This window comes from Buttiauxella sp. S19-1 (assembly GCF_022134725.1).
Classification (GTDB): domain Bacteria; phylum Pseudomonadota; class Gammaproteobacteria; order Enterobacterales; family Enterobacteriaceae; genus Buttiauxella; species Buttiauxella ferragutiae.
Window position 1 is genome coordinate 46,969 of sequence record NZ_JAHWLU010000009.1, and the last position, 24,013, is coordinate 70,981.

The following is a 24,013-nucleotide window of genomic DNA, read 5'->3' on the forward strand; positions in this document are numbered from 1 at the left end:
CCCTAAAAAGCTATGGCAGGCGTTTCAGGTGCCAGATACGGCTGGTGTAGTCGCGGCTAAGTGGCGGATCGATATAAATCCCCCGATACATCAGCTCATCCCCGCCAATAGGCCGCGGCTGGTCGTCTACCTGATAAGTAGCCTGCGCATCCAGCCCGGCAAGGCGCACTTTACGTAATGGCGCAGAAGCCTCGCTGACCAGAGAAAATGCCATCAGCAATGCCTCGCTTTTATCCGGCGAGACAAACATCCACGCGGCAAAGTCCGGGTTCTGCCACGGGCTAACCAGCCGCCAGAAAGTGCCGAACTGCAACAGTTCGCGATGCTGCTTATAAAAAGCAATTTGTTCGCTCACCGCTTTGTCGCGCTCGGTATCGCTGCGCATCAAATCCAGCATCAGCCCATAGTTGCCGCTCATTGCCACTGCGCCCCGCATCTCCATGCTGGTGGATCGCCCCATTTGGTGATTGGGGACTTCCGATACATGTGCGCATTGCACAATCGGCGGGTAGAGCAGGCTGGTGGAATACTGAATATGCACGCGTGAAGCGGCGTCGGTGTTATCGCTCACCCAGGCTTGCGCCATGTAATGCAACATCCCCGGGTCGAAACGCCCACCGCCGCCCGCACAGCACTCAAAAAGAATATGCGGGAAGCGCGTGGTGAGAGCCTCGAGTAGTGCGTACAGCCCAAGTATGTAGCGGTGCGCCGTTTCCTGTTGGCGCTCGGGGCTGGCCGTGTGCGACCCCACTTCGGTCATATTGCGGTTCATATCCCATTTAATGTAATCAACAGGATGCTGCTCGAGGAAGGTGCTCATTTGCTCAAGAATATTGTTGCGCACTTCCGGGCGACCTAAATCGAGAATGTACTGGTTACGGCCCTCGGAAAGGGGCTGCTCGCCTGCGCTAAGTACCCAGTCAGGATGTAACGCAAACAGCTCACTGCGGCGGGAAATCATTTCTGGCTCAAACCACAGGCCAAACTTCATCTCCATTGCGTGCACCTGGTCGATTAACGGGCGCAGGCCGAGAGGGAATTTTTGCTGATTGACAAACCAGTCGCCGAGCGATGAGGTATCGCCGTTTCGCTCGCCAAACCAGCCGTCGTCAAGCATGAGCAGTTCCACGCCAAGCTGTTTTGCGTTGTGGGCAAAGTGCAGCAGCTTTTCTTCATTAAAATCGAAGTAGGTGGACTCCCAGTTATTCGCCAGAATCGGGCGCGTTTGATGGCGATGCTGGCCGCGCACCAGGTTATCGCGATAAAGCCGATGCAGCGCCTGCGAAAGCCCGTTAAGGCCGCAATCGCTCCAGGCCATTACCGCTTCTGGCGTCTGGAAGCCTTCACCCGGTAGCAATTGCCAGCCGAATCCGTGCGGGTTAATACCTAACAACACGCGAGTTTGTTTAAAGGCATCGACCTCGGTGCGGGCGGTGAAATTGCCGCTATAGACGAGGTGCATTCCCCAGGCTTCACCTTGCATTTCGGTGGTTTCCGGGCGCACCAGGCCGATAAACGGTTGTTGATGCGTGCTGCTGGCTCCGCGTTTGCTGTCCAGGACGCTAATGCCTGGGTTGAGCGGCTGGCGATGCCACTGGCGCTCGCGCGCCCAGGCTCCGGGAAACTGAATCTGCTCAAATTCGCCATCCGGGAAATCAACGGCACAACTCAGAGCGCGCAGCAGGCGTAAGGGCTTATCACCTTTGTTAACCAGCCGCGCCGCGCGGGCAATAACCGGGAGGTCACGAAACACCGTATAGCTCAGCTCAACCTGCAAATGAGTCACCGGATCGGCAAGCGTGATAACCAGCGTTTCAGCTTCGTCAGGCGTTTCTACCCACGTTGCTGGCAGCCCTTCAGGGCGGGGTTTACCGGCAACTATCTGATGCGAAAGGTAGTGCAAATTGCTGACCTGGTTGCCATCCGCATAGCGCACCTCAAATGCCGGTTCGCGATAATCCCCTGCGCCGTGGCCGGGATACTCCTGCAAAACGGTATCGAGTGAAAATGTTCTGTCCGGCCAGTTTGCTGGCGTGGGTGAAAATGACGAACGATCAAGTTTTGGGTAATCGTGATACTGATTAAACGTGGCAATGCGTTTGCCCCAGTAGCAGTGAACCAGATAACGTTGGTGTTCAATCCCCATCACATAGCTAATTTGCTGATTGTGAAGGTGAAATGTTTGCTGTTGCGCATTCCAGGTAATCATACTTTCACCTCTTCAGGCTTGCTGGTATTACGCTGATGAATATCGTCGAGAATTTCATAAAAGCGTTTCTCGGTAATTTCATAACCGGCTAGTGGGATCAGGCTAATCAGCGTTAACGCACCAGGAATTAAGGTAAATAACAGGCCAATCCACATGGCTGTTTCCACCGCCTGTACCTGGTGAGGAATATAACCCGCCCACGACAGCATAAATCCGCCAATGGCACCGCCGATAGCGCCGGACAATTTGGTTTTAAAAATATTCAGTGAAAACACCATGCCTTCGGAGCGGTTGCCGCTGCGCCATTCGCCATATTCCACACAGTCTGCCACCATGGAATAAAGCGATATTTGCCCCACGCCACCACAGAATGGTGCCAGTGCGCCAATGATGAAAATAAGGGTGATGTTGGTCTGGAAAAAGAACAGCAACATACAGGCGGCAGCCATAATCGCGCTGCTATATAGTGCGGTGTTCTTCTTGCCTATTTTTGCGGAAATAAACGGCGAGACGACCGCGCCAGCAACCTGAGCAATCATTGAAACCGTGAGGAAAATACCCAGCATCATTTCGGCATTCAAATTATAAATGAAGAAATAAAGCTGGAAGGTGCCGCGAATAACACCAATCATTTCTAATAAAAACATACCGGTCAGCAGCAGACGTAACGGGCGATGTTGTTTTAATAAAGTCCAGAATCCTTTAAAACTTTGCCGTTCTTTGCGTGGTACGGAATATTTTTCTTTGACACCAAAGAATGTAATCAACATGCAGATTAAGAAAATAGCGCTGTAAATCACCGCCACGCCTGCCCAACTACCAACAAATTTGACCAACCACAGCGTTGCGGCACTGACAGAGAGAAAGCCAAAGGTGGCAATGGTGCGCGGGATAGTGATGACTTTACTGCGCTCGGTCGGGTCCTGCGTGATGGCGGCGGACAATGACCAGTAGGGAATATCGATAATGGCGAAGCAAATACTCCACAAAATATAGGTGGAGTAGGCATACGCCAGCTTTCCTGCTTCAGATAAGTCTGGGCTTAAGAAACAGGCGACCGTCGTCAGCGATACCAGAATACTGCCAATCAGAATCCATGGTCTGAATTTCCCCATTTTGGTGTGGGTATTATCTACCAGAATGCCAAGGGCAATATCTGTTGCACCATCAACCAGACGAGCGATTAAAAATAATAATCCGACGGCAGCGGCTTTAATGCCAAAACTATCGGTGTAATACAACATTAAGTAAATAGCGATAAACGCGTACATCACATTTGCGCCGTAACTGCCAATGCCATAGGAAATGGCGGTAGTCCAGGACACTTTGTCACGTGGATATCTATCTTTTTCAGTACCAGAACCTTCACTTGAACGGGCTAATTCCATTCGAACCACTCCTGTGTTAATGGAACAATTAACTCGGAAAGATATTCGGTAAATTAAGCTGATATGCCGAAGGTGGCTAAGCGTAGTGGATTAAAATCGGTGGGACTTTGCGCGGGGGTTTATATTTAACTAAACAGAGATTACTAATAATTGCAGTGAATTATTGAAATATGTCGGGTGGAAAAACAGGTTTAATATTTCCCACCCAGGTTTTGCTACTCTGCTTCCAGTGCATTTTCGACATATAAATAGCCAATTCCCATTATTTGCTGGGCACGAGTTAGCTTGCCAAAATTAATCTGCGTTGCTTTCACTTTCAGCGCATCGCCATGATCAAAGGGATTAAAGCCAATCTGCCGGTCAACGGTTGCCAGCCATTCATCACCAAACGCACAGCATCTGCCGTAAAACCAAATCTGATTGATATTCAGGATATTGAGAAAATTATACAGACTCAGCCCAATGGCATTGGCGGCGCTCTCAACCCAGCGCCGCACCTGCTCGTTGCCATCGTGCCAGGCGGCAATTAATTGCGTTGACGTCAATGTTTCAGGGTCAAGTTTAGGCGAGCTGGGTTGCGATTTAAGCCAGATGCGTGCCTGTTTTTTCAGCGCGCTAAGCGAGGCGACGGTTTCAAGGCAGCCGTACCTTCCGCAATCACACGCCATGCCGTCCGGGTTGACAATCGTGTGGCCAATTTGCCCGCTGCCGTACAGGCTGCCACGGTAAATCTGCCCGTTGATCACAAACGATGAACCGATACCGTAATCCACATTGATGACACAAAAATCCTGGCGGCTTTCCGGATTCTGCCATTTCTCCGCTAGCGCCAGCATCACACAATCGTTATCCACACGTACCGTAATACCCAGTTTTTCTTCCAGCAAGTATTTGATTTCAATCGGTTCACGCCATGGTGCTTGCGGCATGGTTTGTGAAACACCTGTCACCGGATCGACTTGCCCGTGTATGCCCAACGCCAGGTTAATGGTTTTTTTCGGCCAGTTTTTATGATGATGACGCCAGATATTCTCAATCGCTGCCAGCAAAACCTGCGGCGTGGCAGCATTGACATGAATACGTTCAAATTCGCCCAGTGGCGAAAGTTGCGCATCGCACAGTTGGCTCTCAATGCTGGTGGGTGTCACATTCATGCAAAGAATGAAATCACCGTCGGGTGGGATTTGGTAACTGCCGCTGTTAAGGCCGCGATTACTGAGATTTTCAGTGGAGTGGTTGAGCTTTCCATCATTCACTAACTCATCAAGAATCTTACTGACCGCAGGGATAGAAAGACCGGTGTACTGGGAAAACTGCGACTTACTGAGCCGCTTATGCTGCCACACCAGCTTCATCATGGCCTGGCGATTAACCTGCCGCACCCGCTGATTGTTCAGCCCTGAAATCTGCATTTCACTTAACTCCGTTAACTATATTGCGTGAGCATTAAGCGTTTTAAGCCGCGATGAGTTCCCTACACTGCAAACATATCCTATTTAACTGTTTAATGTTTACTGGAGATGCGAAATGTACGGAGCCGTTAACGTCTGGCAAGAGACTATTGCTTTACCCACCTGGACCACCGGTGCGGAAGACCCGAATCCGATGTTTTTAGAAAACCGTGTCTATCAGGGATCTTCAGGCGCTGTTTATCCTTACGGTGTGATTGACACTCTCACCGGCAAGCGTGAGATGCGTGATTACAAAGCCGTGTGGATTGAAAACGATTTTATCAGGGTCATGCTGCTCCCGGAGTTGGGTGGCCGTATTCACCGTGCTTATGACAAAGTGATGGAGCGTGATTTCGTTTACTACAACGAAGTGGTGAAACCCGCGCTGGTGGGATTAGTGGGGCCGTGGATCTCCGGCGGCATTGAATTTAACTGGCCGCAGCACCACCGCCCAACCACCTTTATGCCGGTGGATGTGACTTTCCAGCAACATGAAAACGGCGCACAAACGGTGTGGCTCGGTGAAGTGGAGCCGATGCGCGGTTTGCAGGTAATGACCGGCTTTACGCTCTATCCGCAAAAAGCGCTGATTGAAATCACCGGCAAAGTATTTAACGGCAACGCCACTCCGCGCCATTTCTTGTGGTGGGCGAACCCGGCGGTGAAAGGGGGCGATGAGCACCAAAGCGTGTTCCCGCCAGATGTCACGGCAGTATTCGACCACGGCAAACGCGACGTATCGGCCTTCCCGATTGCCCACGGCACTTACTATAAAGTCGACTATTCCGCAGGCGTGGATATCTCACGCTACAGAAACATTCCCGTTCCAACGTCGTACATGGCGGATAAATCGGATTACGATTTTGTCGGCGCATACCATCACGGTGAACAAGGCGGCCTGTTGCACATCGCCGATCACCATGTTTCACCGGGTAAGAAGCAGTGGACATGGGGAAATTGCGATTTCGGCCAGGCCTGGGATCGTAATCTGACGGATGAAAATGGCCCATACATTGAACTGATGACCGGGGTGTTCACCGACAATCAGCCAGATTTCACCTGGATTGCGCCGTATGAAGAAAAAATCTTCGTGCAGAATTTCCTGCCGTATAGCCAGCTTGGTACGTTGCAGAATGCCAACACCCAGGCGGCAATTAAACTGGAGCGCCATGACGGTGAGCTGCATCTCGGTGTGTACGCTATTGCCCCGTTGGCTGGCGTTACGCTTGAGATTGAATCCGCAGGCAAAAAGCTTTGGCGTACTGCGTTGTCGCTGCAACCAGCGCAGGCGTGGCAGGAAACTCTCGCAGACAGCTGGCCGCAACGCCTGACCCTGAATTTGCGAGATGCGCAGGGCAAGCTGATTCTCAGTTATTGCGAACATGTTGCAGAAGACTTGCCGCTGCCACAGCCCGCCTGCGTTCCCGCCAAACCGCAAGAAATTACTAACTGCGACGAGCTGTATTTTATCGGCCAGCATCTGGAGCAGTATCTGCACGCCAGCCGCTCGGCATTCGATTACTACCAGCGTGCGCTGGCGTTAGATCCCGAAGATTACCGCTGCAACGTGGCATTAGGGCAGCTTGAATTTAACCGTGCGAACTGGGCGCTTGCTGAGCAGTTGGCAGATGCGGCACTGAAACGCGCCCATCGCCTGAACAAGAATCCGCAAAACGGCGACGCCAGCATGTTACGCGGTGCGGCAAAAGAGAAGCAGGGCGACTTTGCAGGCGCGTTTGATGATTACTTCAAAGCGAGCTGGAGTGGCAACTGCCGTGATGCGGCTTTTTATGCCCTGGCGCGCCTGGCGCTGCGCAAAGGTGATGACGCCCAGGCGCTGGCGTTTGTGAATCAAAGTCTGAAATTTAATGGCAGTAATAACCTGGCGATGGGGCTAAAAGCCCTGCTGTTACAGCAAACGGGTGCCGTAAAACAGGCACAACAGTGGATTGACCAGCAGCTTGAAGAATATCCGCTGAGCTACGTGCTGCATTACGCCCGTTGGGCCAGCACGCAAAACGAAACTGATAAAGCAGAACTGCTGCGAGTCACCGGACGGCGCGGGATCAACGCCAGTGTTCTGGCAGGGTGGCTGGTGAGTTTGGGTCAGGAAACGGCGGCCAAAAAAGTGTTGAGCGTTCTCGATGCCCAGGAAGCGATGCCGCTGTTGTGGCAAGCCGCTCTGGAAACTGACCACGCACAACAACTGGCTTTGGTGAAACAAGCGCAGCAAGTCTTTGCTCGCAAAGTGCGTTTCCCCAACACGCTGGATGAAGTGCAAATGCTGCAACGCTTGCCGCACGATGGCTTCGCGCAATATCTGCTGGGTTGTTTCTGGTACAGCAAACGTCGTTATGGCGAAGCGGTCGCCTGCTGGGAGTTTGCGGCGCAGCAGTTGCCTGAATTTGGCGCGGTGCAGCGTGTGCTGGGCATTCATGCGTGGAATAAACAACACAATGCGCAAGCGGCGGAACAGTATCTGCAACAAGCGGTTGAACTTGAACCGGAAAACGCCCGCTTCCTGTTTGAACTCGACTATCTGCAAAAACTCACTGGCCGCTCAACCGAGCAGCGGCTCGCACTCCTTGCAGTACGTCGCGATGTGGTCCTCAAACGCGATGATCTGACCGCTGAATTACTCAGCTTGTGGAACATTCATGGTGAAACTGACGCGGCAGCCCAGGTGTTGGCGCAGCGTAAATTCCATCCGTGGGAAGGCGGGGAGGGCAAAGTCACCGGGCAGTATCTGATTAACCTGCAATGCCGGGCGCTGAACGCGATTGCTAATAAGCAGTATGGCAAAGCGGAAGAACTGCTACAGCAGGCGCTGAGCTATCCCGAAAACCTTGGTGAAGGGCGCTTAGTCGGTCAGAGCGATAACGATATCTGGTATCTACTCGGCTGGTGTGCACAGCAACTTCAACAATCGGAGCGTGCGCAGCGCTATTTCGAACGCGCGCTGGAAGGGGGCTCCACTCTGGAAGTCGGGCGTTACTACAACGATCAGCCGGTCGATTACCTGTTCTATCAAGCGATGGCGTTAAGCCGTATCGGTGACAAAAACCAGGCCGAGGTGCAATTCCGCAGCTTTATTGCCTGGGCGGATGAACATTTTAACCACCATTCTGAGCCAGATTTCTTCGCCGTCTCGCTACCTGATCTGGTCGCGCTGGATGCCGATCGTCAATCTGCACATCAACAGCACTGCCTGTTTGTCGCCGCCCTTGGGCATCTTGGACTGGAGGAATATCCCGAGTTTGAATCAGCACGGAAAGCCTTGCTGTCGCAAAACCCGGCTCACGATAAAGCTCATTTATTGCAGCTTGCGGTGCAGCGCGGTGTGTTTGCCTGAGCGTTGAAATAACAATAAACGGCGGGAGAACAATCCCGCTCCTCTGTATCTCTACAAGATTTTATTGAGGAAACAACATGATTAATGCACCGACACAATTACGCATGGGGTATGTCTGGACTATCTGCCTGGTCGCCGCCTGCGGAGGTTTGCTGTTTGGTTATGACTGGGTGGTGATTGGTGGGGCGAAACCGTTCTACGAAGCCTATTTTTCGATTACCGATCCGGCTCAATCTGGCTGGGCGATGAGTTCTGCCCTGGCTGGATGCATTTTTGGCGCATTGATTTCTGGCTGGAGTGCGGACAAATTCGGGCGCAAAGTCCCGCTGATTATGTCGGCTATCCTGTTTAGTGCCTCGGCCTGGGGTACGGCGATGGCCAGCAACTTCGATATGTTTGTGGTGTTTCGTATCGTTGGCGGTGTGGGCATCGGCCTGGCTTCAGCGTTAAGTCCGATGTACATCGCAGAAGTCAGTCCGGCGGAAAAACGCGGCAAGTTTGTTGCCATCAACCAGTTAACTATCGTGGTGGGCGTGCTGGCGGCTCAGTTGATTAACCTGATGATTGCCGAACCGGTGACCTCAACCGCGACCATGCAGCAAATCACTGAAAGCTGGAATGGGCAAGTCGGTTGGCGCTGGATGTTTGGTGCGGAACTGGTTCCCGCGCTGGCATTTTTAGTGCTGATGTTCTTTGTGCCTGAATCACCGCGCTGGCTGGCTCGCGCCGGTAAAAATGAACGTGCTCACCAGATGCTCAAACGCATTGGTAACCAGAAATATGCCGATGAAACGCTCAATGATATTCTGCAAACTCTGAACAAAGACACGCAAAAAGTTTCCTGGAGTGCGTTGTGGCAGCCACAGGTCAAACCGATCATTATCATCGGTATGGTGCTGGCGGTGTTCCAGCAGTGGTGCGGGATTAACGTGATATTTAACTATGCGCAGGAAATCTTTGCCTCCGCCGGGTTTGATATTAACAGCACGTTGAAATCCATTGTGGCGACCGGTTTGGTTAACCTGATCTTCACCCTGGCCGCATTGCCGCTGGTGGACAAAATTGGTCGTCGCAAACTGATGTTGTTTGGCGCAGCGGGTTTAACCATTATTTATGCGTTAATCGGCGCGGCATATGGCCTGGGTATTATGGGGTTGCCGGTGTTGATTCTGGTTCTGGCGGCGATTGCGATTTATGCACTGACGCTGGCACCGGTGACCTGGGTGCTGCTTTCAGAGATTTTCCCGAACCGTGTGCGAGGACTTGCGATGTCTATAGGGACGCTGGCCTTGTGGGTGGCGTGTTTCCTGTTGACCTACACCTTCCCATTATTGAATGCGGGGCTGGGGGCGGCGGGGAGTTTCCTGCTGTACGGTGTGATTTGCGCAGCTGGCTTTATCTACGTGCGCCGTTATGTGCCTGAAACCAAAGGTGTCAGCCTTGAAGCGCTGGAAAAACGCATGGCGGACCAATACGGCGCAGAAGCGAAAGCGCGTGCGCAAAGAACGGCGCATTAAACTATGACCTTATTACTCGAAAATGAATTTCTGCGTTTAACCGTCGCCCCGCAAGGGGCGGCAATTCTCAGTCTGGATTCTCTGGAACATCAGCAGGCGATTTTGTATGGCGGTGAAAAAGCCTTGTTCCCGATGTTGCCGCTGGCAAACCGGGTCGCCGGGAATAGTTTTACCCTTCATGGCGAGAAAATCGAACTGCCGCAAAGCCCGGCGGATAAGCAATTCTTTCTGCATGGCGACGGCTGGCTGAAAGACTGGCAGGTCGAAAAGCATGATGTTTTGCAACTCGTCCTTACCCTTGAAAGTCAGTATGACTGCGGGTTTGACTATCACGCCCGGCTGATTTACCGGCTAGAAGGAAAACGCTTTATTGCTGAGTTGGAATTGACTCACCAGGCCAACAAACCGATGGTTTATGGCCTCGGCTTTCACCCCTTTTTCCATCTTACGCCTGCTACGCAAGTGCAGTTTTCTGCCACTGGATTCTGGCCGGAAGGTGCTAATCATTTACCGCAGCAATGGTGTGGCGAATTGACGCCGCAAACCAATTTCATCAGCCCGAAAACCCCGGACAACCAGTGGCTGAATGTCGGCTATTCCGGCTGGAGCGGTGGCGCGTTGATTGAAACGGGCGAGATGCGTGTGCAGTTAAAATGCGCCACGCCGTACTTGATGGTATTCCGCATGGCCGACGAGCCGTTTATTTGCCTGGAACCGCAAAGCCACCCGGTGAATGCCCACAATATGGCTGGGCTTCCGGGGCTGGTTTTGCTGGCAAACCAGCAATCAACGGCGTTAACCATGGAGATTGCGCTTTTGTAGATCAGAAGCTGTAGCCCATTTTTAAATAGATGCCCTGGTTGTCATCTTTACCCATCGCGTACTCGAGATTGACGACAATCCCCGCTTCGGGTTTAAGCAAATACTGGACGCCTGCGCCCCACGCCGGGTACAGGTTTTCACTGTCGCCACAGTTGAGTTGCTCACCGTTGGTGGAGTCGCCATAAAGACAGGCGGCACCGGCAAATACCGTTGCGGTCCAGCGTTCTGCCAGTTTGTAACGCTCTTCAATCTCGATGGAAGACATGTGCTGAGCGAGGTATTCACCGGGCGTGTAACCACGAATATAAACCGGGGAATAGGCGCCAGCTGGCGCATCGTTGGAAAACTGGTGGCGGCTGCGCACGGCAAAGACGTTGCCATCGCCGTGTTGCCAGTAACCACGGTAATCGACGCGCCAGATATCAAAATCTTGCTCGCCGCCCAACGCTTCCCGATACGCCATGTTATTAACATTGAGATACCAGCCTTTGGTGGCTTTAAAATCGCTGTCGCGGGAGTCGTGCATGATGACCGCACCCACACCGCCGGACTTGTAACCGACCAGCCCCATTTCATCGAGGATTTCGCTCGACGAAGGATCTTGCCCTTGCAACTCATAGTTGGAATAGGCACCTTGCGCACCGATGAACCAGTCGCCCTCGACACGATACAGGTAGCGCAAAAAGGCGAAACTGTAGTTGTCGTTGGTACTTAACGGCTGGCCTGAGCCCAAATAGTTTTCGTAGTCGTTGTTAATATCACCGACCATCATGCCACCCAGAATACGGTGGTGATCTTCACCAAACGACGTTTTGGCAAAGGCGTTGGCAATCAGTGATTGCGAAGTGGTGTATTTGGCTGACACCCCGAACATCGAAGGGCGCGATTTTTCATCGAAGCGGTGCATATAGGCCACCATCCCACCCGCGGCAGTATCGAGTTTTGGGCTGGAGCTGAATAGCGGAACAAACAACCACGGCGATGGCGTCTCTTTTTTGGCTTCAGCAGAGGATGGCTCAGCGGCAGTAGCCGGTAACGTGAGCATCGACAAAGTCAGGATTAAGCCCCTGAAAAGGGTGGTGTTAGACATGAATACAATGAGCTTTTGATTCGAATTTACGGTGCGTGATTTTAATGGAATGAGTGGCCGTTAGAGTTAAGCGTTTCATCCAAAAATAAATTACACAGTTAAATCCGATACATAGATCATAACAATATAGTTCATGTGTGTTATTAGTCTGTTAATGATTGCTTGCAAGCCTGTCGGTGCTCGGCGACACTAACGCCGTCCAAAACGGGAGGGATCATGGTTTTGCATTCAACGCGCTGGCTGGCGCTCAGTTATTTTACCTACTTCTTTAGTTACGGGATTTTCCTGCCATTCTGGAGTGTCTGGCTTGCCGGAGTCGGTCTGCCTCCAGAAACTATCGGTTTGTTGCTTGGGGCCGGTTTAATCGCCCGTTTCCTCGGCAGTTTGCTGTTGGCACCTCGTGTGACCGATCCTTCCCGGCTGGTTTTTGCCCTGCGTCTTCTTGCCTTACTGACACTGCTATTTGCCGTGGCTTTCTGGTTTGGGCAAACCGCCACCTGGCTGCTGGTGGTGATGGTCGGTTTTAACCTGTTTTTCTCACCGCTGGTGCCGCTTACCGATGCGCTTGCTGGAACCTGGCAGCGACAAATCACCATGGATTACGGGCGCGTGCGCTTGTGGGGCTCGCTGGCGTTTGTGATTGGTTCGGCGATGACCGGCAAACTGGTGAGCGTGTTTAGCTATCAGGCGATTCTTGTACTGCTGAGTATTGGTGTCGCGTCGATGTTTGTCGGCATGCTGCTGCGCCCATCGGTGATGCCGCAAGGTGAAACCCGCCATAGCGAAGGCGCGGGTTGGCCTGCGTGGAAGAAACTGGTGCTCGGTTCCTGGCGCTTCCTTGCCTGCGTGACGTTATTACAAGGTGCGCACGCGGCATATTACGGGTTCAGTGCAATTTACTGGCAAGGCGCGGGATATTCCGCCTCGGTGGTTGGCTATTTATGGTCGCTGGGGGTCGTGGCAGAAATTGTAGTTTTCGCACTCAGCAAAAAGTTGTTCCGCAACTGGAGCGCGCGCGATTTGCTGCTGCTTTCGGGGATTACCGGGATTCTACGCTGGAGCCTGATGGCGTACACGACCGAGTTGCCGTGGCTGATTGCCGCGCAAATCCTGCACTGTGGCAGTTTCACCGTCTGCCATTTGGCGGCGATGCGTTATATCTCCGCGCGTGAAGGCAACGAAGTTATCCGTTTGCAGGCGGTCTATTCTGCCGTGGCGATGGGCGGGGGTATCGCGATTATGACGATGTTCTCCGGCTACCTTTATCAGCACATGCAGGGCGATGTATTCTGGATTATGGCGCTGGTGGCCGTACCTGCACTATTCATACGACCGCGCCCCATCGCATATTGTGTTAACACTCAATAATCTTACGGATCTGCTGCTGCTGGTGTTCGCCCAGCGGCAGCGTGACGTGAATCAGCGGCGGGGAAAAGAGCGGTAACGAAGTGGAATAGGGCGTAATCACCAGCACCACTTCTTTCGGCGCTCCCTCTTTCTGATAGCTGTGAATGGTCAGATGTTTAATATTGAGCGGCAGCAAGGTCAATTCGCGAAGCTGCTGTTCAATATTCTGCTCAAGTTCCATATTGTTGCCGGTCAGCAGTAAAACCTGCTTCTCATGTAAGTCACTTTCCTGCATTAACCACGCCCCAAAAATCACCGCCACCAGACCGACTTCTTCGTCAGAAAAACGCATTTCAAAATGCGCTTCAAAGTCGTGGAACACTTCGCGCGTGGTGCGCATTAACCGCGGATATAAACGAGTAATTTCTTCAGGCAGGCTGTTATCGATGCCGATACCGTACTGGCAGCGATCCAGTGCCTGAGCAAGATGAATATACAACTGGTCGCTCAGGCCTTGTTCATCACTAAACGACATTCCCCCCTGCTCACGAAAACGCGTAATCATCCCGCAAATTGCGGTACGCAGGCGTAAGTCTTGCTGATGGTTATCGCGAATCGGATCGGGGGTGCGCAGTAACTGGAATAACAACGCCAGGAATAGCTGCTCGTTTTCATTGGCCGATTGCATCACCCGGCGCTTCCAGTGGCGGGCAATTTCAAGCGCGGCCAGATACTCCGGGCGCATTTGCGTCCATATCCGTTGTTGCTCGGTGAATTCAGGCGTTATCCCCGCATGATGCTGATGCAGGCAGTACTGCAAAAATAGCGTTAAAAACTGCACATCACGACTATCAAATTGACGTTGCAAGCGTCGTGAGCACAGACCAATCAGTGCCTGGAGATTCTTTTCATCGTATAGCGCGGTCAAAATCCCTTGTTGTTTAAGCTGGATTTTGAGTGCTGGGGTAAAATGTTGTTGCACAAAGTGTGGGCTTAATCGTAGCGCACGGCGTAACCAGTGCAGTAAGCACAGACGACGGTCTAAAGGCGTACCCTCAATCCGGTAGCTACCATCCTGTTGTGTGATAAGCCTCAGCCGGTGATAGCGCTGGATTTCATCCCCCGTGTCGGCTATATCTTGCAGGGCTTTAGTCCCATCAACCCCGTTGAGTCTGGCGAGGATCTCTGGAGTCACGGTGTATCCCGGTAAGTAAAGCAACAAAAGTAGGTGGCAGCGACGCTGCGGACTGGAGAGTACAGATGGTGGAGAGGAGAGCAGTGTCATCATCCGCATTACCAAGTCAAAGTAGATTAATGCTAAGCGTAGCTAAAGCTTTTATCGCACAGAGTCACATTTGAGCTTTTTAATTACGGAATTTTGACTGGCTCACAGAATTTTAAGCTTGAGAGAATAATGAGCAGGAAAATGTGTAACAGAGTTGTTCTTTTTGCCTTAGGTACGGCGCTTTTTAGCCCGTTAGCATTGGCCCATCCGCACAGCTTTATTACGCTTGTGACCACGGTTATAACCAAAGATGACCAGCTAACGGGTCTGAAAATGCAGTGGACAATGGATGAAATTACTTCAGCAGATCTACTGTATGACGCCGGTGACGCAAAGCCTGATTCACCGGTCTGGAAGAAGCTCGCCGCCGAAGTGATGGCCAATGTTTTAGGGCAACATTACTTCACTGAATTCTGGCACAACGGCCAAAAAGTGACGTTTAACAATTTACCACCCGAGTACGGGCTGGCACGGGTAGGGCATCAGGCAGTGTTAACCTTTGTTTTACCGCTGGCACATCCGCAGCCGTTAAAAGGGCAAACATACCAATTCGCGACCTTCGACCCGAGCTATTTTGTCGATATGAGTTACGACCGTCCTGAAGATGCCAAAGTGCCGAAAACATTAGCCGCACTTTGCAAAATCTCGGTCAAAACACCGCAACCGACTGAAGATATGCAGGCGTTTGCCTTGTCGTTAGATAAAGCCGATGCGCCACCAGAAGATATGGAACTCGGTAAACAATTTGCTCAACAGGTTACGTTGCAATGTCAGTAATTCCTTCAGCTCGATCCTCTTCACGCCGCTGGATACAACTGTGGCCGCTGGCTCTTTTCCTGCTTGTCTGTGCGGTTGGGCTGTACAGCCTGTGGCACTACTGGCCGCAAATTATCCTTAATAGTGCAATTTGGCAGAAAGCAATTAACCAACAAATGAGCGCACTTTTGCGTGAGGTTGCCGAAAACCCGGAGCGAGCGGGTTGGTCATTACTGTCGTTTAGCCTGGTTTACGGTGTGCTGCACGCGTTAGGGCCGGGGCATGGCAAAGTGGTGATCGCCACTTGGCTTGCCACCCATCCTTCGCGTTTGAAAAGCAGCCTGAAACTGACTTTTGCCGCTTCCTTAATGCAGGGAGGCGTGGCTATTGCGTTGGTAACGGTGGTGCTGGGGATTCTGGAATTGCCATCACGGGAACTGCATACGAGCAGTTTCTGGTTGGAGAAAAGCAGTTATTTGCTGGTGGGGATTTTAGGCTTGATGTTGTGTGGTCGCGCCTTACGAAATTTACACCGCGTTTTGCGAAAACCGAAGCGCTTTACCTCGTTCACGCCGCATCATGTTCACGACGAAAAATGTGGTTGTGGCCATCAGCATTTGCCGACAGAAAAACAGCTTGATGCAGGAGAGGACTGGCGTGCCCGCGTGATGATTGTGCTGTCGATGGGGATGCGCCCGTGTTCCGGTGCCATCATGGTGCTGCTGTTTAGTAAAGTCATTGGCGTGTATAGCTGGGGAATGTTGTCGGCATTGACGATGGCTGCCGGGACATCAATTACGATTTCTGGGCTGGCGTTTCTGGTACACGGTTTCCGTCAGCTTGCGGTGCGAGTGAGTGGTAACAAAGCCCCGGTTTTATGGCGACAAGTAGCCTGGGCGACACTGGCGTTAGCGGGCGGTGGGATTTTAGTTTTAGCGGCGGCGGTGATGTGGCTGAGTGCTCAACCGGTAATGCGCGGGATACGACCGTTTTAGTCCTTGATTAAAACAACCCTCACCCCGGCCCTCTCCCTGAGGGCGAGGGGGAAAACCGGACCGTCTCCTCCCTGAGGGAGAAACCGGACCGTCTCCTCCCCGAGGGGGGAAACCGAACAGTCCCCTCTCCTGGGGGAGAGGGTTAGGGTGAGGGCTTTAAAGATTAACGCTTCAGCGCTTCGCTCAATTCATCACGCATTGTTGCCAGCATGGCTTTAACAACACGTGGATTACCTGCAACGATGTTGCCGCTGGTCAGGTGGTTATGGCCGCCGGTGAAATCACATACCAGGCTACCAGATTCGCGAGCAATCAGTTCACCTGCTGCGAAATCCCACGGCTTCAGGCCAATCTCGAAGAAACCATCAACTCGGCCAGCCGCAACGTATGCCAGATCCAGTGCAGCAGAACCGGTACGACGGAAGTCAGCACACTGCGTGAACAGTTTGGCAACAATGTTGATATATGGAGTGGCGTGTTGCTTCAGTTTGAATGGGAAGCCGGTTGCCAGAATAGTGCCGTCAAGATCGCGTGCATTGCTGCCGCGCAGACGGTAACCGTTCAGCTGTGCGCCTTGACCGCGAACGGCTGTGAACAGCTCATTACGCATTGGGTCATAAACCACAGCAACTTCGGTGCGGCCTTTAACACGAACAGCAATAGAAACAGAGAAGTGTGGCAAACGTTTGATGAAGTTTGAAGTGCCATCCAGAGGATCGATAACCCATTGCACATCCTGCTCGGTACCCGCCAGTTCGCCTGATTCTTCAGCGATAATGGTGTGTTGCGGGTAGGATTTGCGGATAATTTCGATAATCAGGCGCTCGGCCTCTTTATCTACGTTAGTCACAAAATCGTTGCTGCCTTTCTGGCTCGCTTCTACAGCGTCAGGGGTTTCGTAGTTCTTGGCAATTAAATTGCCCGCCTTGCGCGCAGCGCGCACGGCGATGGTGAGCATCGGATGCATCGGTCTCTCTCTGGATGTTAAAGAACGGGAAAACGCGGCGGAGTATAGCAGAGCGTTCGGAATATGTCCCAGGGTTATGATAGGATATCGCGATAATCTTTTCAGGCTATGAGTCAATAATGCTGCAAAACGTACGTATAGTGCTGGTTGAAACCTCCCATACCGGCAACATGGGCTCTGTAGCCCGTGCGATGAAAACCATGGGGCTGACCAATCTTTGGCTGGTCAATCCGCTGGTTAAACCTGACTCTCAAGCTATTGCGCTTGCTGCGGGTGCCAGTGATGTTATCGGTGAAGCTAAAATTGTCGATACCCTTGATGAAGCGTTGGCTGGCTGTAGTCTGGTGGTTGGCACCAGTGCGCGTTCGCGTACATTGCCGTGGCCGATGCTCGATCCACGCGAATGTGGTTTAAAGAGTATTTCTGAAGCGCAACATGCGCCAGTCGCCATTGTTTTTGGCCGCGAGCGTGTAGGCTTAACCAATGACGAATTGCAGAAATGCCACTACCACGTGGCGATTCAGGCAAACCCGGAATATAGCTCGCTGAACCTGGCGATGGCGGTGCAGATCCTGGCTTATGAAATTCGTATCGCCTGGCTTGCGACTCAAGAAGAAGGCAAAGAAGCGGTCGTTGTTGAAGACGAAACACAGTACCCGGCGGTTGACGATCTCGAGCGTTTTTATGGTCACCTGGAACAAGTGTTGCTGAAAACTGGCTTTATTCGCGCAACACATCCAGGCCAGATTATGAGTAAGTTGCGCCGCCTGTATACTCGTGCACGCCCGGAAATTCAAGAACTTAACATCCTGCGCGGCATGCTTTCTTCTATTGATAACGAGAAAAAACACGGCAAATAATACTTGAGTAAATTACTAGGTTAAATAGTTGACCAATTTACTCGGGAATGTCAGACTTGCGACCTGCTATGTGACAATCACATTTATAAAAAACCCCCGGTTCGAGGGGCGATTTGAGGTTATGTAAGACATGAGACTGACATCGAAAGGACGTTATGCCGTGACCGCAATGCTTGACGTTGCGTTGAACTCCGAATCAGGCCCGGTACCGTTGGCTGATATTTCTGAACGTCAGGGAATCTCTCTCTCCTACCTGGAGCAGTTATTCTCCCGTCTGCGTAAAAATGGCCTGGTTGCCAGCGTACGTGGTCCAGGCGGCGGTTATCTGCTGGGTAAAGAAGCAAACAGCATTGCAGTCGGCGAAGTGATTAGTGCCGTCGATGAATCTGTAGATGCTACGCGTTGCGCGGGCAAAGGTGGTTGTCAGGGCGGCGATAAGTGCCTGACTCACGCACTGTGGCGCGATCTGAGTGACCGTCTGACCGGTTTTCTGAATAACATCACCTTGGGTGAGCTGGTGAATAACCAGGAAGTGCTGGACGTCTCTGGCCGTCAGCATAATGAAAACCATCGCAGTACGCGCTCTCAAGACGCAATCGACGTCAAACTGCGCGCCTAATTTACCCATCATATTTCGGGTTGCAACTGTGTTGGCCGCACTTGTTCACCCCAGTCACTTACTTGATGTAAGCTCCTGGGGACTCTCAAGTTTGCCGCCTTGCTGCAACACGAACTATTTAGGGTAAAGATAAAAAAGAATTTTAGAATCTTTGTCATTTTTTAAAGAATGACAATCCCCAAAATATTTCAAGTTGCAGGCAGGCGGCAAGCGAAGGAACCCCAATGAGCTTAGTAAACTAAGTGATTCGGGTGAGTGAGAGCAGCCAACACACCTGTAACTTGAAAGATGAAGGGGATTTCGCATTGAGTGATGTACGGAGTTTAAAAGCATGAAATTACCGATTTATCTCGATTACTCTGCCACTACGCCAGTTGACCCGCGTGTTGCGCAGAAAATGATGCAGTTTTTGACTATGGACGGAACCTTCGGTAACCCGGCTTCTCGTTCGCACCGTTTCGGTTGGCAGGCGGAAGAAGCTGTTGATATCGCCCGTAACCAAATCGCTGAACTGGTTGGTGCAGACCCGCGTGAAATCGTCTTTACCTCCGGCGCAACTGAATCCGATAACCTCGCTATTAAAGGTGCGGCTAACTTCTATCAGAAGAAAGGCAAGCACATCATCACCGTAAAAACCGAACACAAAGCCGTGCTGGACACCTGTCGTCAGCTTGAGCGTGAAGGTTTTGAAGTGACTTATCTGGCACCGCAGAGCAACGGTATCGTTGACCTGAACGTGCTGGAAGCGGCGATGCGTGACGACACCATTCTGGTTTCCATCATGCACGTGAACAACGAAATCGGCGTGGTACAAGATATCGCGGCAATCGGCGAAATGTGCCGTGCGCGTGGCATTATCTATCACGTAGATGCGACTCAGAGCGTGGGTAAAATGCCTATCGACCTGAGCACTCTCAAAGTTGACCTGATGTCCTTCTCTGGTCACAAAATCTATGGCCCGAAAGGGATCGGCGCGCTGTATGTTCGTCGTAAACCACGTATTCGTATCGAAGCTCAGGTACACGGTGGCGGTCACGAGCGCGGCATGCGTTCTGGTACTCTTCCTGTTCACCAGATTGCTGGCATGGGCGAAGCTTACCGTATCGCAAAAGAAGAGATGGAAACAGAAATGTCCCGTCTGCGCGTATTGCGTAACCGTCTGTGGAATGGCGTGAAAGATATGGAAGAAGTGTATCTGAACGGTGACCTGGAACATGGCGTTCCAACTATCCTCAACGTGAGCTTTAACTACGTTGAAGGTGAGTCACTGATTATGGCACTCAAAGACCTCGCGGTTTCTTCCGGTTCGGCCTGTACTTCAGCAAGTCTTGAGCCATCCTACGTGCTGCGCGCACTGGGCATGACTGATGAACTGGCTCACAGCTCTATCCGTTTCTCTTTGGGTCGTTTTACTACTGAAGAAGAGATCGACTACACCATCGAACTGGTACGTAAGTCCATTGGCCGTCTGCGCGACCTTTCTCCGCTGTGGGAAATGTTTAAGCAGGGCGTGGATCTTAATTCCATCGAATGGGCTCATCACTAATTGTCCGTCACGGACGTCGATATCGGATTCTGGAGAATAAAAAATGGCTTATAGCGAAAAAGTAATCGATCACTACGAAAATCCACGCAACGTGGGTTCTTTTGACAACAGCGATGACAGCGTCGGTTCCGGCATGGTGGGTGCGCCTGCTTGTGGTGACGTGATGAAGTTGCAGATTAAAGTCAACAATGAAGGTATTATTGAAGACGCTCGCTTCAAAACCTACGGCTGTGGCTCTGCCATTGCTTCCAGTTCGCTGGTAACCGAATGGGTTAAAGGTAAATCTTTGGATGAAGCGCAAGCAATCAAAAACACCGACATCGCAGAAGAACTTGAACTGCCACCGGTGAAGATTCACTGCTCAATCCTTGCAGAAGACGCTATCAAAGCGGCTATCGCGGATTACAAAAGCAAGCGTGAAGCTAAATAATTATTGTTGAGTAGAGGTTGTTGTATGTCGATTACCCTTAGCGACAGTGCTGCCGCACGTGTGAATGCCTTCCTGTCCAATCGCGGAAAAGGCTTTGGTTTGCGCTTAGGCGTTCGCACCTCAGGCTGCTCCGGTATGGCTTATGTTCTGGAATTTGTTGACGCACCGATGGCAGATGACACCGTGTTCGAAGACAAAGGCGTGAAAGTGGTCGTCGATGGTAAAAGCCTGCAATTTTTAGACGGCACTGAGCTCGACTTCGTCAAAGAAGGTCTTAACGAAGGGTTTAAATTTACTAACCCGAACGTGAAAGATGAGTGTGGCTGCGGTGAAAGCTTCCACGTCTGATACTCGCCAATCCCCCGTGTAACTTCACGTTGCGCGGGGTCTAAAGTTACCCGAGCCTGTTATGGATTACTTTACCCTCTTTGGGTTACCGGTAAGTTTTGCCCTCAATACTGAGCTGCTGGCTACCCGTTACCAGGAGCTGCAACGTCAGTTCCACCCTGATAAATACACCAGCCGCCCTCAGGCGGAGCAACTGCTGGCGGTCCAACAATCTGCGACCATCAACCAGGCCTGGCAAACGCTGCGTCATCCACTGCCGCGCGCCGAGTACATTCTCTCCCTCAACGGTTTTGACCTGGCGAATGAACAGCATACCGTGCGCGACACCGCGTTTTTGATGGAGCAACTCGAATTACGCGAAGAGCTTGATAACATTGAGCACGCCAAAGATAGTGACCGCCTGGAATCCTTTAGTGCCAACGTTAATGCAATGGTGAAAACCCGCATGGCGCTAATGGTGCAGCAACTGGATAATCAGGACTGGACGCAGGCGGCGGATACGGTGCGTAAACTGCGTTTTCTCGATAAACTGCGCAGCCAAATAGAACAACTCGAAGAAAAGCTGCTCGATTTTTAACTGGAAGCTCAATATGGCGTTATTACAAATTAGTGAGCCGGGCCTGAGTGCGGCACCTCATCAGCGCAAGCTGGCGGCGGGCATCGACTTAGGTACTACCAATTCACTGGTTGCAACTGTTCGTAGCGGGCAAGCCGAAACGCTGCCTGACCATGAAGGGCGTCACCTGTTACCTTCTGTGGTGCACTATCAGCAACAAGGCCTGAATGTGGGCTGGGATGCGCGTGCGCAAGCCGCAACCGACCCGGCGAACACCATCAGCTCGGTAAAACGTCTGATGGGCCGCTCGCTGGCCGATATTCAGGCGCGCTATCCGCATCTGCCTTATTCACTCCAGGCGAGTGAGAATGGCCTGCCGATTATCAACACGCCAGCTGGGCTGCTGAACCCTATCCGTATTTCATCCGACATCCTTAAAGCCCTTTGTGCACGCGCCACCGAAGCGCTGGAAGGCCAGCTTGATGGTGTGGTGATTACCGTTCCGGCGTATTTCGACGATGCACAGCGTCAGGGCACCAAAGATGCCGCGCGTCTGGCCGGCCTGCACGTGCTGCGTTTGCTGAATGAACCGACTGCGGCAGCGATTGCCTACGGTCTGGACTCTGGCAAAGAGGGCGTTATCGCGGTTTACGATTTAGGCGGCGGTACGTTTGATATTTCCATCCTGCGTTTAAGCCGTGGCGTGTTTGAAGTGCTGGCGACCGGCGGTGATTCTGCACTAGGCGGCGATGACTTTGACCACCTGTTAGCCGACTGGTTACGTGGGCAAGCAGGCGTTGCTGACCGTAGCGACGACCGCGTGCAGCGCCAGTTACTGGACGCCGCCATTGCCGCGAAAATTGCTCTGAGCGATGCCGAAACTACCACGGTAGAAGTGGCTGGCTGGACGGGTACCGTGACCCGCGAACAGTTCAACGAACTGATTGCAGCCCTGGTTAAACGTACTTTGCTGGCTTGCCGTCGCGCGTTGAAAGACGCAGGCGTGGAAGCTGACGAAGTACTGGAAGTGGTAATGGTTGGCGGTTCAACCCGCGTGCCATTAGTGCGCGAACGTGTCGGCGAGTTCTTTGGCCGCACGCCGCTGACGTCCATCGACCCGGATAAAGTTGTCGCTATCGGTGCCGCCATTCAGGCGGATATTCTGGTGGGCAACAAGCCGGACAGCGACATGCTGCTGCTGGATGTGATCCCACTGTCGCTCGGCCTCGAAACCATGGGCGGCCTGGTAGAGAAAGTCATTCCACGTAACACCACTATTCCGGTGGCGCGTGCGCAGGACTTCACCACCTTTAAAGACGGCCAAACGGCGATGTCGATTCAGGTGTTACAGGGCGAGCGCGAACTGGTACAAGATTGCCGTTCGTTGGCTCGTTTTGCACTGCGCGGTATTCCGGCAATGCCTGCGGGCGGGGCGCATATCCGCGTCACCTTCCAGGTTGATGCGGACGGCCTGCTAAGCGTCACCGCCATGGAGAAATCCACAGGTGTTGAAGCTTCTATTCAGGTGAAGCCTTCTTATGGCCTGAGCGACGGCGAAATTGCCTCAATGATTCAGGACTCCATGAGTTTTGCTGAGCGAGACGTGCAAGCGCGTATGCTTGCGGAGCAAAAAGTTGACGCGGCCCGCGTGCTGGAAAGCCTGCAAGGTGCGTTAGCCGCAGACGCCGCGCTGTTAAGCGCCGCTGAACGTGCAGATATCGACGCGACAATAGTGGCACTCCATGCCGCTGCTGCGGGTGACGATATCAATGCGATTGAACAAGCCATTAAAAACGTAGACAAACAAACCCAGGATTTCGCCGCACGTCGTATGGATGAATCAATCCGTAAGGCGCTGAAAGGCCACTCCGTGGACGAGGTTTAACATGCCAAAGATTGTATTTCTGCCTCATCAGGATTTGTGCCCAGATGGCGCAGTATTGGAAGCGAATGTCGGTGAAACCATTCTTGATGTTGCCCTGCGCAACGGTATCGAGATTGAACACGCCTGTGAAAAATCCTGTGCTTGCACCACTTGCCACTGCGTAGTGCGTGAAGGTTTCGACTCTCTGGCTGAAAGCACGGAAGACGAAGACGACATGCTGGACAAAGCCTGGGGTCTTGAGCCGGAAAGCCGCTTAAGCTGCCAGGCTCGCGTTACAGACGAAGACCTGGTCGTTGAGATGCCGCGCTACACCATCAACCATGCGCGTGAGCATTAACAGGAGTCGCAAATGGGATTGAAATGGACCGATAGCCGCGAAATCGGCGAAGCACTGTACGACAGCCGCCCGGATCTCGATCCGAAGACGGTACGCTTCACCGATCTGCATCAATGGATCTGCGACCTGGAAGATTTTGACGACGATCCAAACGCATCCAATGAAAAAATTCTGGAAGCAATTCTGTTAGTCTGGTTAGATGAAGCAGAATAAAAATAAGCGGGCTGCCTCTGGCGGCCCGTTTTTATATGTA

21 protein-coding genes are annotated in these 24,013 nt (G+C 52.2%); 15 read left to right on the top strand and 6 right to left on the bottom strand.

The genetic code is table 11. The features are described 5' to 3' along the window. Window positions 1-10: 10 nt before the first annotated feature. The 3 genes from MES37_RS03980 to MES37_RS03990 all read right to left on the bottom strand — a co-directional run bounded on the left by MES37_RS03980 (window position 11) and on the right by MES37_RS03990 (window position 5,009). Window positions 11-2,209 carry an alpha-galactosidase gene (locus MES37_RS03980; protein WP_133522028.1) on the bottom strand — a complete coding sequence of 733 codons (2,199 nt, stop codon included), beginning with the start codon at window positions 2,207-2,209 and terminating at the stop codon, window positions 11-13. Next, window positions 2,206-3,597 (bottom strand): MFS transporter, encoded by a 1,392-nt coding sequence (locus tag MES37_RS03985; protein WP_064544403.1) that lies wholly within the window; start codon window positions 3,595-3,597, stop codon window positions 2,206-2,208. The genes MES37_RS03980 and MES37_RS03985 overlap by 4 nt, the downstream gene beginning before the upstream one ends. A 215-nt stretch (window positions 3,598-3,812) precedes the next feature. Then, window positions 3,813-5,009, bottom strand: coding sequence for an ROK family protein (locus tag MES37_RS03990; RefSeq protein WP_237930097.1), 1,197 nt, complete (start codon window positions 5,007-5,009; stop codon window positions 3,813-3,815). Window positions 5,010-5,124: 115 nt separating this feature from the next. On the opposite strand from MES37_RS03990, the gene MES37_RS03995 reads away from it, so the two are divergent. The 3 genes from MES37_RS03995 to MES37_RS04005 all read left to right on the top strand — a co-directional run bounded on the left by MES37_RS03995 (window position 5,125) and on the right by MES37_RS04005 (window position 10,739). Beyond that, window positions 5,125-8,400 carry a DUF5107 domain-containing protein gene (locus tag MES37_RS03995; protein WP_237930099.1) on the top strand — a complete coding sequence of 1,092 codons (3,276 nt, stop codon included), beginning with the start codon at window positions 5,125-5,127 and terminating at the stop codon, window positions 8,398-8,400. 77 nt (window positions 8,401-8,477) lie between these two features. Beyond that, entirely contained in the window at window positions 8,478-9,917 is a 1,440-nt protein-coding gene (locus MES37_RS04000; protein WP_064544408.1) for a sugar porter family MFS transporter, read from the top strand. Window positions 9,918-9,920: 3 nt separating this feature from the next. Next, entirely contained in the window at window positions 9,921-10,739 is an 819-nt protein-coding gene (locus MES37_RS04005) for an aldose 1-epimerase (protein ID WP_237930100.1), read from the top strand. 1 nt (window position 10,740) lies between these two features. Here the strand turns inward: MES37_RS04005 and MES37_RS04010 are convergent, their stop codons facing one another. Then, window positions 10,741-11,784 (bottom strand): hypothetical protein, encoded by a 1,044-nt coding sequence (locus MES37_RS04010; RefSeq protein ID WP_237930107.1) that lies wholly within the window; start codon window positions 11,782-11,784, stop codon window positions 10,741-10,743. A gap of 261 nt (window positions 11,785-12,045) precedes the next feature. On the opposite strand from MES37_RS04010, the gene MES37_RS04015 reads away from it, so the two are divergent. Next, window positions 12,046-13,197, top strand: coding sequence for a 3-phenylpropionate MFS transporter (locus MES37_RS04015; RefSeq protein WP_237930109.1), 1,152 nt, complete (start codon window positions 12,046-12,048; stop codon window positions 13,195-13,197). Here the strand turns inward: MES37_RS04015 and csiE are convergent. After that, the gene (gene csiE / locus MES37_RS04020; protein ID WP_237930110.1) at window positions 13,184-14,464 is read right to left on the bottom strand and encodes a stationary phase inducible protein CsiE; all 1,281 of its coding nucleotides are present in this window, start codon (window positions 14,462-14,464) and stop codon (window positions 13,184-13,186) included. The two genes, MES37_RS04015 and csiE, sit on opposite strands and share 14 nt — an antisense overlap. Window positions 14,465-14,602: 138 nt before the next feature. Between csiE and MES37_RS04025 the strand changes: the two genes are divergently transcribed. Both MES37_RS04025 and MES37_RS04030 read left to right on the top strand, forming a co-directional pair. Continuing rightward, window positions 14,603-15,238 carry a DUF1007 family protein gene (locus tag MES37_RS04025; protein ID WP_232886323.1) on the top strand — a complete coding sequence of 212 codons (636 nt, stop codon included), beginning with the start codon at window positions 14,603-14,605 and terminating at the stop codon, window positions 15,236-15,238. Continuing rightward, the gene (locus tag MES37_RS04030) at window positions 15,229-16,212 is read left to right on the top strand and encodes a nickel/cobalt transporter (RefSeq protein ID WP_237930112.1); all 984 of its coding nucleotides are present in this window, start codon (window positions 15,229-15,231) and stop codon (window positions 16,210-16,212) included. The genes MES37_RS04025 and MES37_RS04030 overlap by 10 nt, the downstream gene beginning before the upstream one ends. Before the next feature lie 163 nt (window positions 16,213-16,375). Here the strand turns inward: MES37_RS04030 and suhB are convergent, their stop codons facing one another. Continuing rightward, window positions 16,376-17,179, bottom strand: coding sequence for an inositol-1-monophosphatase (gene suhB / locus MES37_RS04035; protein WP_064544422.1), 804 nt, complete (start codon window positions 17,177-17,179; stop codon window positions 16,376-16,378). 119 nt (window positions 17,180-17,298) lie between these two features. On the opposite strand from suhB, the gene trmJ reads away from it, so the two are divergent. The 9 genes from trmJ (at window position 17,299) to iscX (ending at window position 23,973) form a co-directional block, all read left to right on the top strand. After that, a complete protein-coding gene (trmJ, locus tag MES37_RS04040; RefSeq protein ID WP_064544425.1) occupies window positions 17,299-18,039 on the top strand; it encodes a tRNA (cytosine(32)/uridine(32)-2'-O)-methyltransferase TrmJ in 741 nt (246 codons plus the stop codon). Between the two features lie 130 nt (window positions 18,040-18,169). Continuing rightward, the gene (iscR, locus tag MES37_RS04045; protein ID WP_064544427.1) at window positions 18,170-18,658 is read left to right on the top strand and encodes a Fe-S cluster assembly transcriptional regulator IscR; all 489 of its coding nucleotides are present in this window, start codon (window positions 18,170-18,172) and stop codon (window positions 18,656-18,658) included. A gap of 331 nt (window positions 18,659-18,989) precedes the next feature. Then, window positions 18,990-20,204 (top strand): cysteine desulfurase, encoded by a 1,215-nt coding sequence (iscS, locus tag MES37_RS04050; RefSeq protein WP_064544428.1) that lies wholly within the window; start codon window positions 18,990-18,992, stop codon window positions 20,202-20,204. Window positions 20,205-20,247: 43 nt separating this feature from the next. After that, window positions 20,248-20,634 carry a Fe-S cluster assembly scaffold IscU gene (gene iscU / locus MES37_RS04055; protein ID WP_015703172.1) on the top strand — a complete coding sequence of 129 codons (387 nt, stop codon included), beginning with the start codon at window positions 20,248-20,250 and terminating at the stop codon, window positions 20,632-20,634. Between the two features lie 24 nt (window positions 20,635-20,658). Beyond that, a complete protein-coding gene (gene iscA, locus MES37_RS04060) occupies window positions 20,659-20,982 on the top strand; it encodes an iron-sulfur cluster assembly protein IscA (RefSeq protein WP_064544430.1) in 324 nt (107 codons plus the stop codon). A gap of 61 nt (window positions 20,983-21,043) precedes the next feature. Beyond that, complete coding sequence (hscB, locus tag MES37_RS04065) at window positions 21,044-21,559, top strand: co-chaperone HscB (RefSeq protein WP_121815095.1); 516 nt, start codon at window positions 21,044-21,046, stop codon at window positions 21,557-21,559. Window positions 21,560-21,572: 13 nt separating this feature from the next. Continuing rightward, window positions 21,573-23,423 carry a Fe-S protein assembly chaperone HscA gene (gene hscA / locus MES37_RS04070; protein WP_237930113.1) on the top strand — a complete coding sequence of 617 codons (1,851 nt, stop codon included), beginning with the start codon at window positions 21,573-21,575 and terminating at the stop codon, window positions 23,421-23,423. A 1-nt stretch (window position 23,424) separates the two neighbouring features. After that, window positions 23,425-23,760: an ISC system 2Fe-2S type ferredoxin gene (gene fdx / locus MES37_RS04075; protein WP_034459208.1), complete on the top strand. Its 336-nt coding sequence runs from the start codon at window positions 23,425-23,427 to the stop codon at window positions 23,758-23,760. Window positions 23,761-23,772: 12 nt separating this feature from the next. Beyond that, window positions 23,773-23,973 (top strand): Fe-S cluster assembly protein IscX, encoded by a 201-nt coding sequence (gene iscX, locus MES37_RS04080; RefSeq protein WP_064544436.1) that lies wholly within the window; start codon window positions 23,773-23,775, stop codon window positions 23,971-23,973. Window positions 23,974-24,013: the final 40 nt, after the last annotated feature.

Coding starts and splice junctions, on each gene's coding strand:
- MES37_RS03980 (WP_133522028.1), bottom strand. CDS start 2,209: ATGATTACCTGGAATGCGCAACAGCAAACATTTCACCTTCACAATCAG.
- MES37_RS03985 (WP_064544403.1), bottom strand. CDS start 3,597: ATGGAATTAGCCCGTTCAAGTGAAGGTTCTGGTACTGAAAAAGATAGA.
- MES37_RS03990 (WP_237930097.1), bottom strand. CDS start 5,009: ATGCAGATTTCAGGGCTGAACAATCAGCGGGTGCGGCAGGTTAATCGC.
- MES37_RS03995 (WP_237930099.1), top strand. CDS start 5,125: ATGTACGGAGCCGTTAACGTCTGGCAAGAGACTATTGCTTTACCCACC.
- MES37_RS04000 (WP_064544408.1), top strand. CDS start 8,478: ATGATTAATGCACCGACACAATTACGCATGGGGTATGTCTGGACTATC.
- MES37_RS04005 (WP_237930100.1), top strand. CDS start 9,921: ATGACCTTATTACTCGAAAATGAATTTCTGCGTTTAACCGTCGCCCCG.
- MES37_RS04010 (WP_237930107.1), bottom strand. CDS start 11,784: ATGCTCACGTTACCGGCTACTGCCGCTGAGCCATCCTCTGCTGAAGCC.
- MES37_RS04015 (WP_237930109.1), top strand. CDS start 12,046: ATGGTTTTGCATTCAACGCGCTGGCTGGCGCTCAGTTATTTTACCTAC.
- csiE (WP_237930110.1), bottom strand. CDS start 14,464: ATGATGACACTGCTCTCCTCTCCACCATCTGTACTCTCCAGTCCGCAG.
- MES37_RS04025 (WP_232886323.1), top strand. CDS start 14,603: ATGTGTAACAGAGTTGTTCTTTTTGCCTTAGGTACGGCGCTTTTTAGC.
- MES37_RS04030 (WP_237930112.1), top strand. CDS start 15,229: ATGTCAGTAATTCCTTCAGCTCGATCCTCTTCACGCCGCTGGATACAA.
- suhB (WP_064544422.1), bottom strand. CDS start 17,179: ATGCATCCGATGCTCACCATCGCCGTGCGCGCTGCGCGCAAGGCGGGC.
- trmJ (WP_064544425.1), top strand. CDS start 17,299: ATGCTGCAAAACGTACGTATAGTGCTGGTTGAAACCTCCCATACCGGC.
- iscR (WP_064544427.1), top strand. CDS start 18,170: ATGAGACTGACATCGAAAGGACGTTATGCCGTGACCGCAATGCTTGAC.
- iscS (WP_064544428.1), top strand. CDS start 18,990: ATGAAATTACCGATTTATCTCGATTACTCTGCCACTACGCCAGTTGAC.
- iscU (WP_015703172.1), top strand. CDS start 20,248: ATGGCTTATAGCGAAAAAGTAATCGATCACTACGAAAATCCACGCAAC.
- iscA (WP_064544430.1), top strand. CDS start 20,659: ATGTCGATTACCCTTAGCGACAGTGCTGCCGCACGTGTGAATGCCTTC.
- hscB (WP_121815095.1), top strand. CDS start 21,044: ATGGATTACTTTACCCTCTTTGGGTTACCGGTAAGTTTTGCCCTCAAT.
- hscA (WP_237930113.1), top strand. CDS start 21,573: ATGGCGTTATTACAAATTAGTGAGCCGGGCCTGAGTGCGGCACCTCAT.
- fdx (WP_034459208.1), top strand. CDS start 23,425: ATGCCAAAGATTGTATTTCTGCCTCATCAGGATTTGTGCCCAGATGGC.
- iscX (WP_064544436.1), top strand. CDS start 23,773: ATGGGATTGAAATGGACCGATAGCCGCGAAATCGGCGAAGCACTGTAC.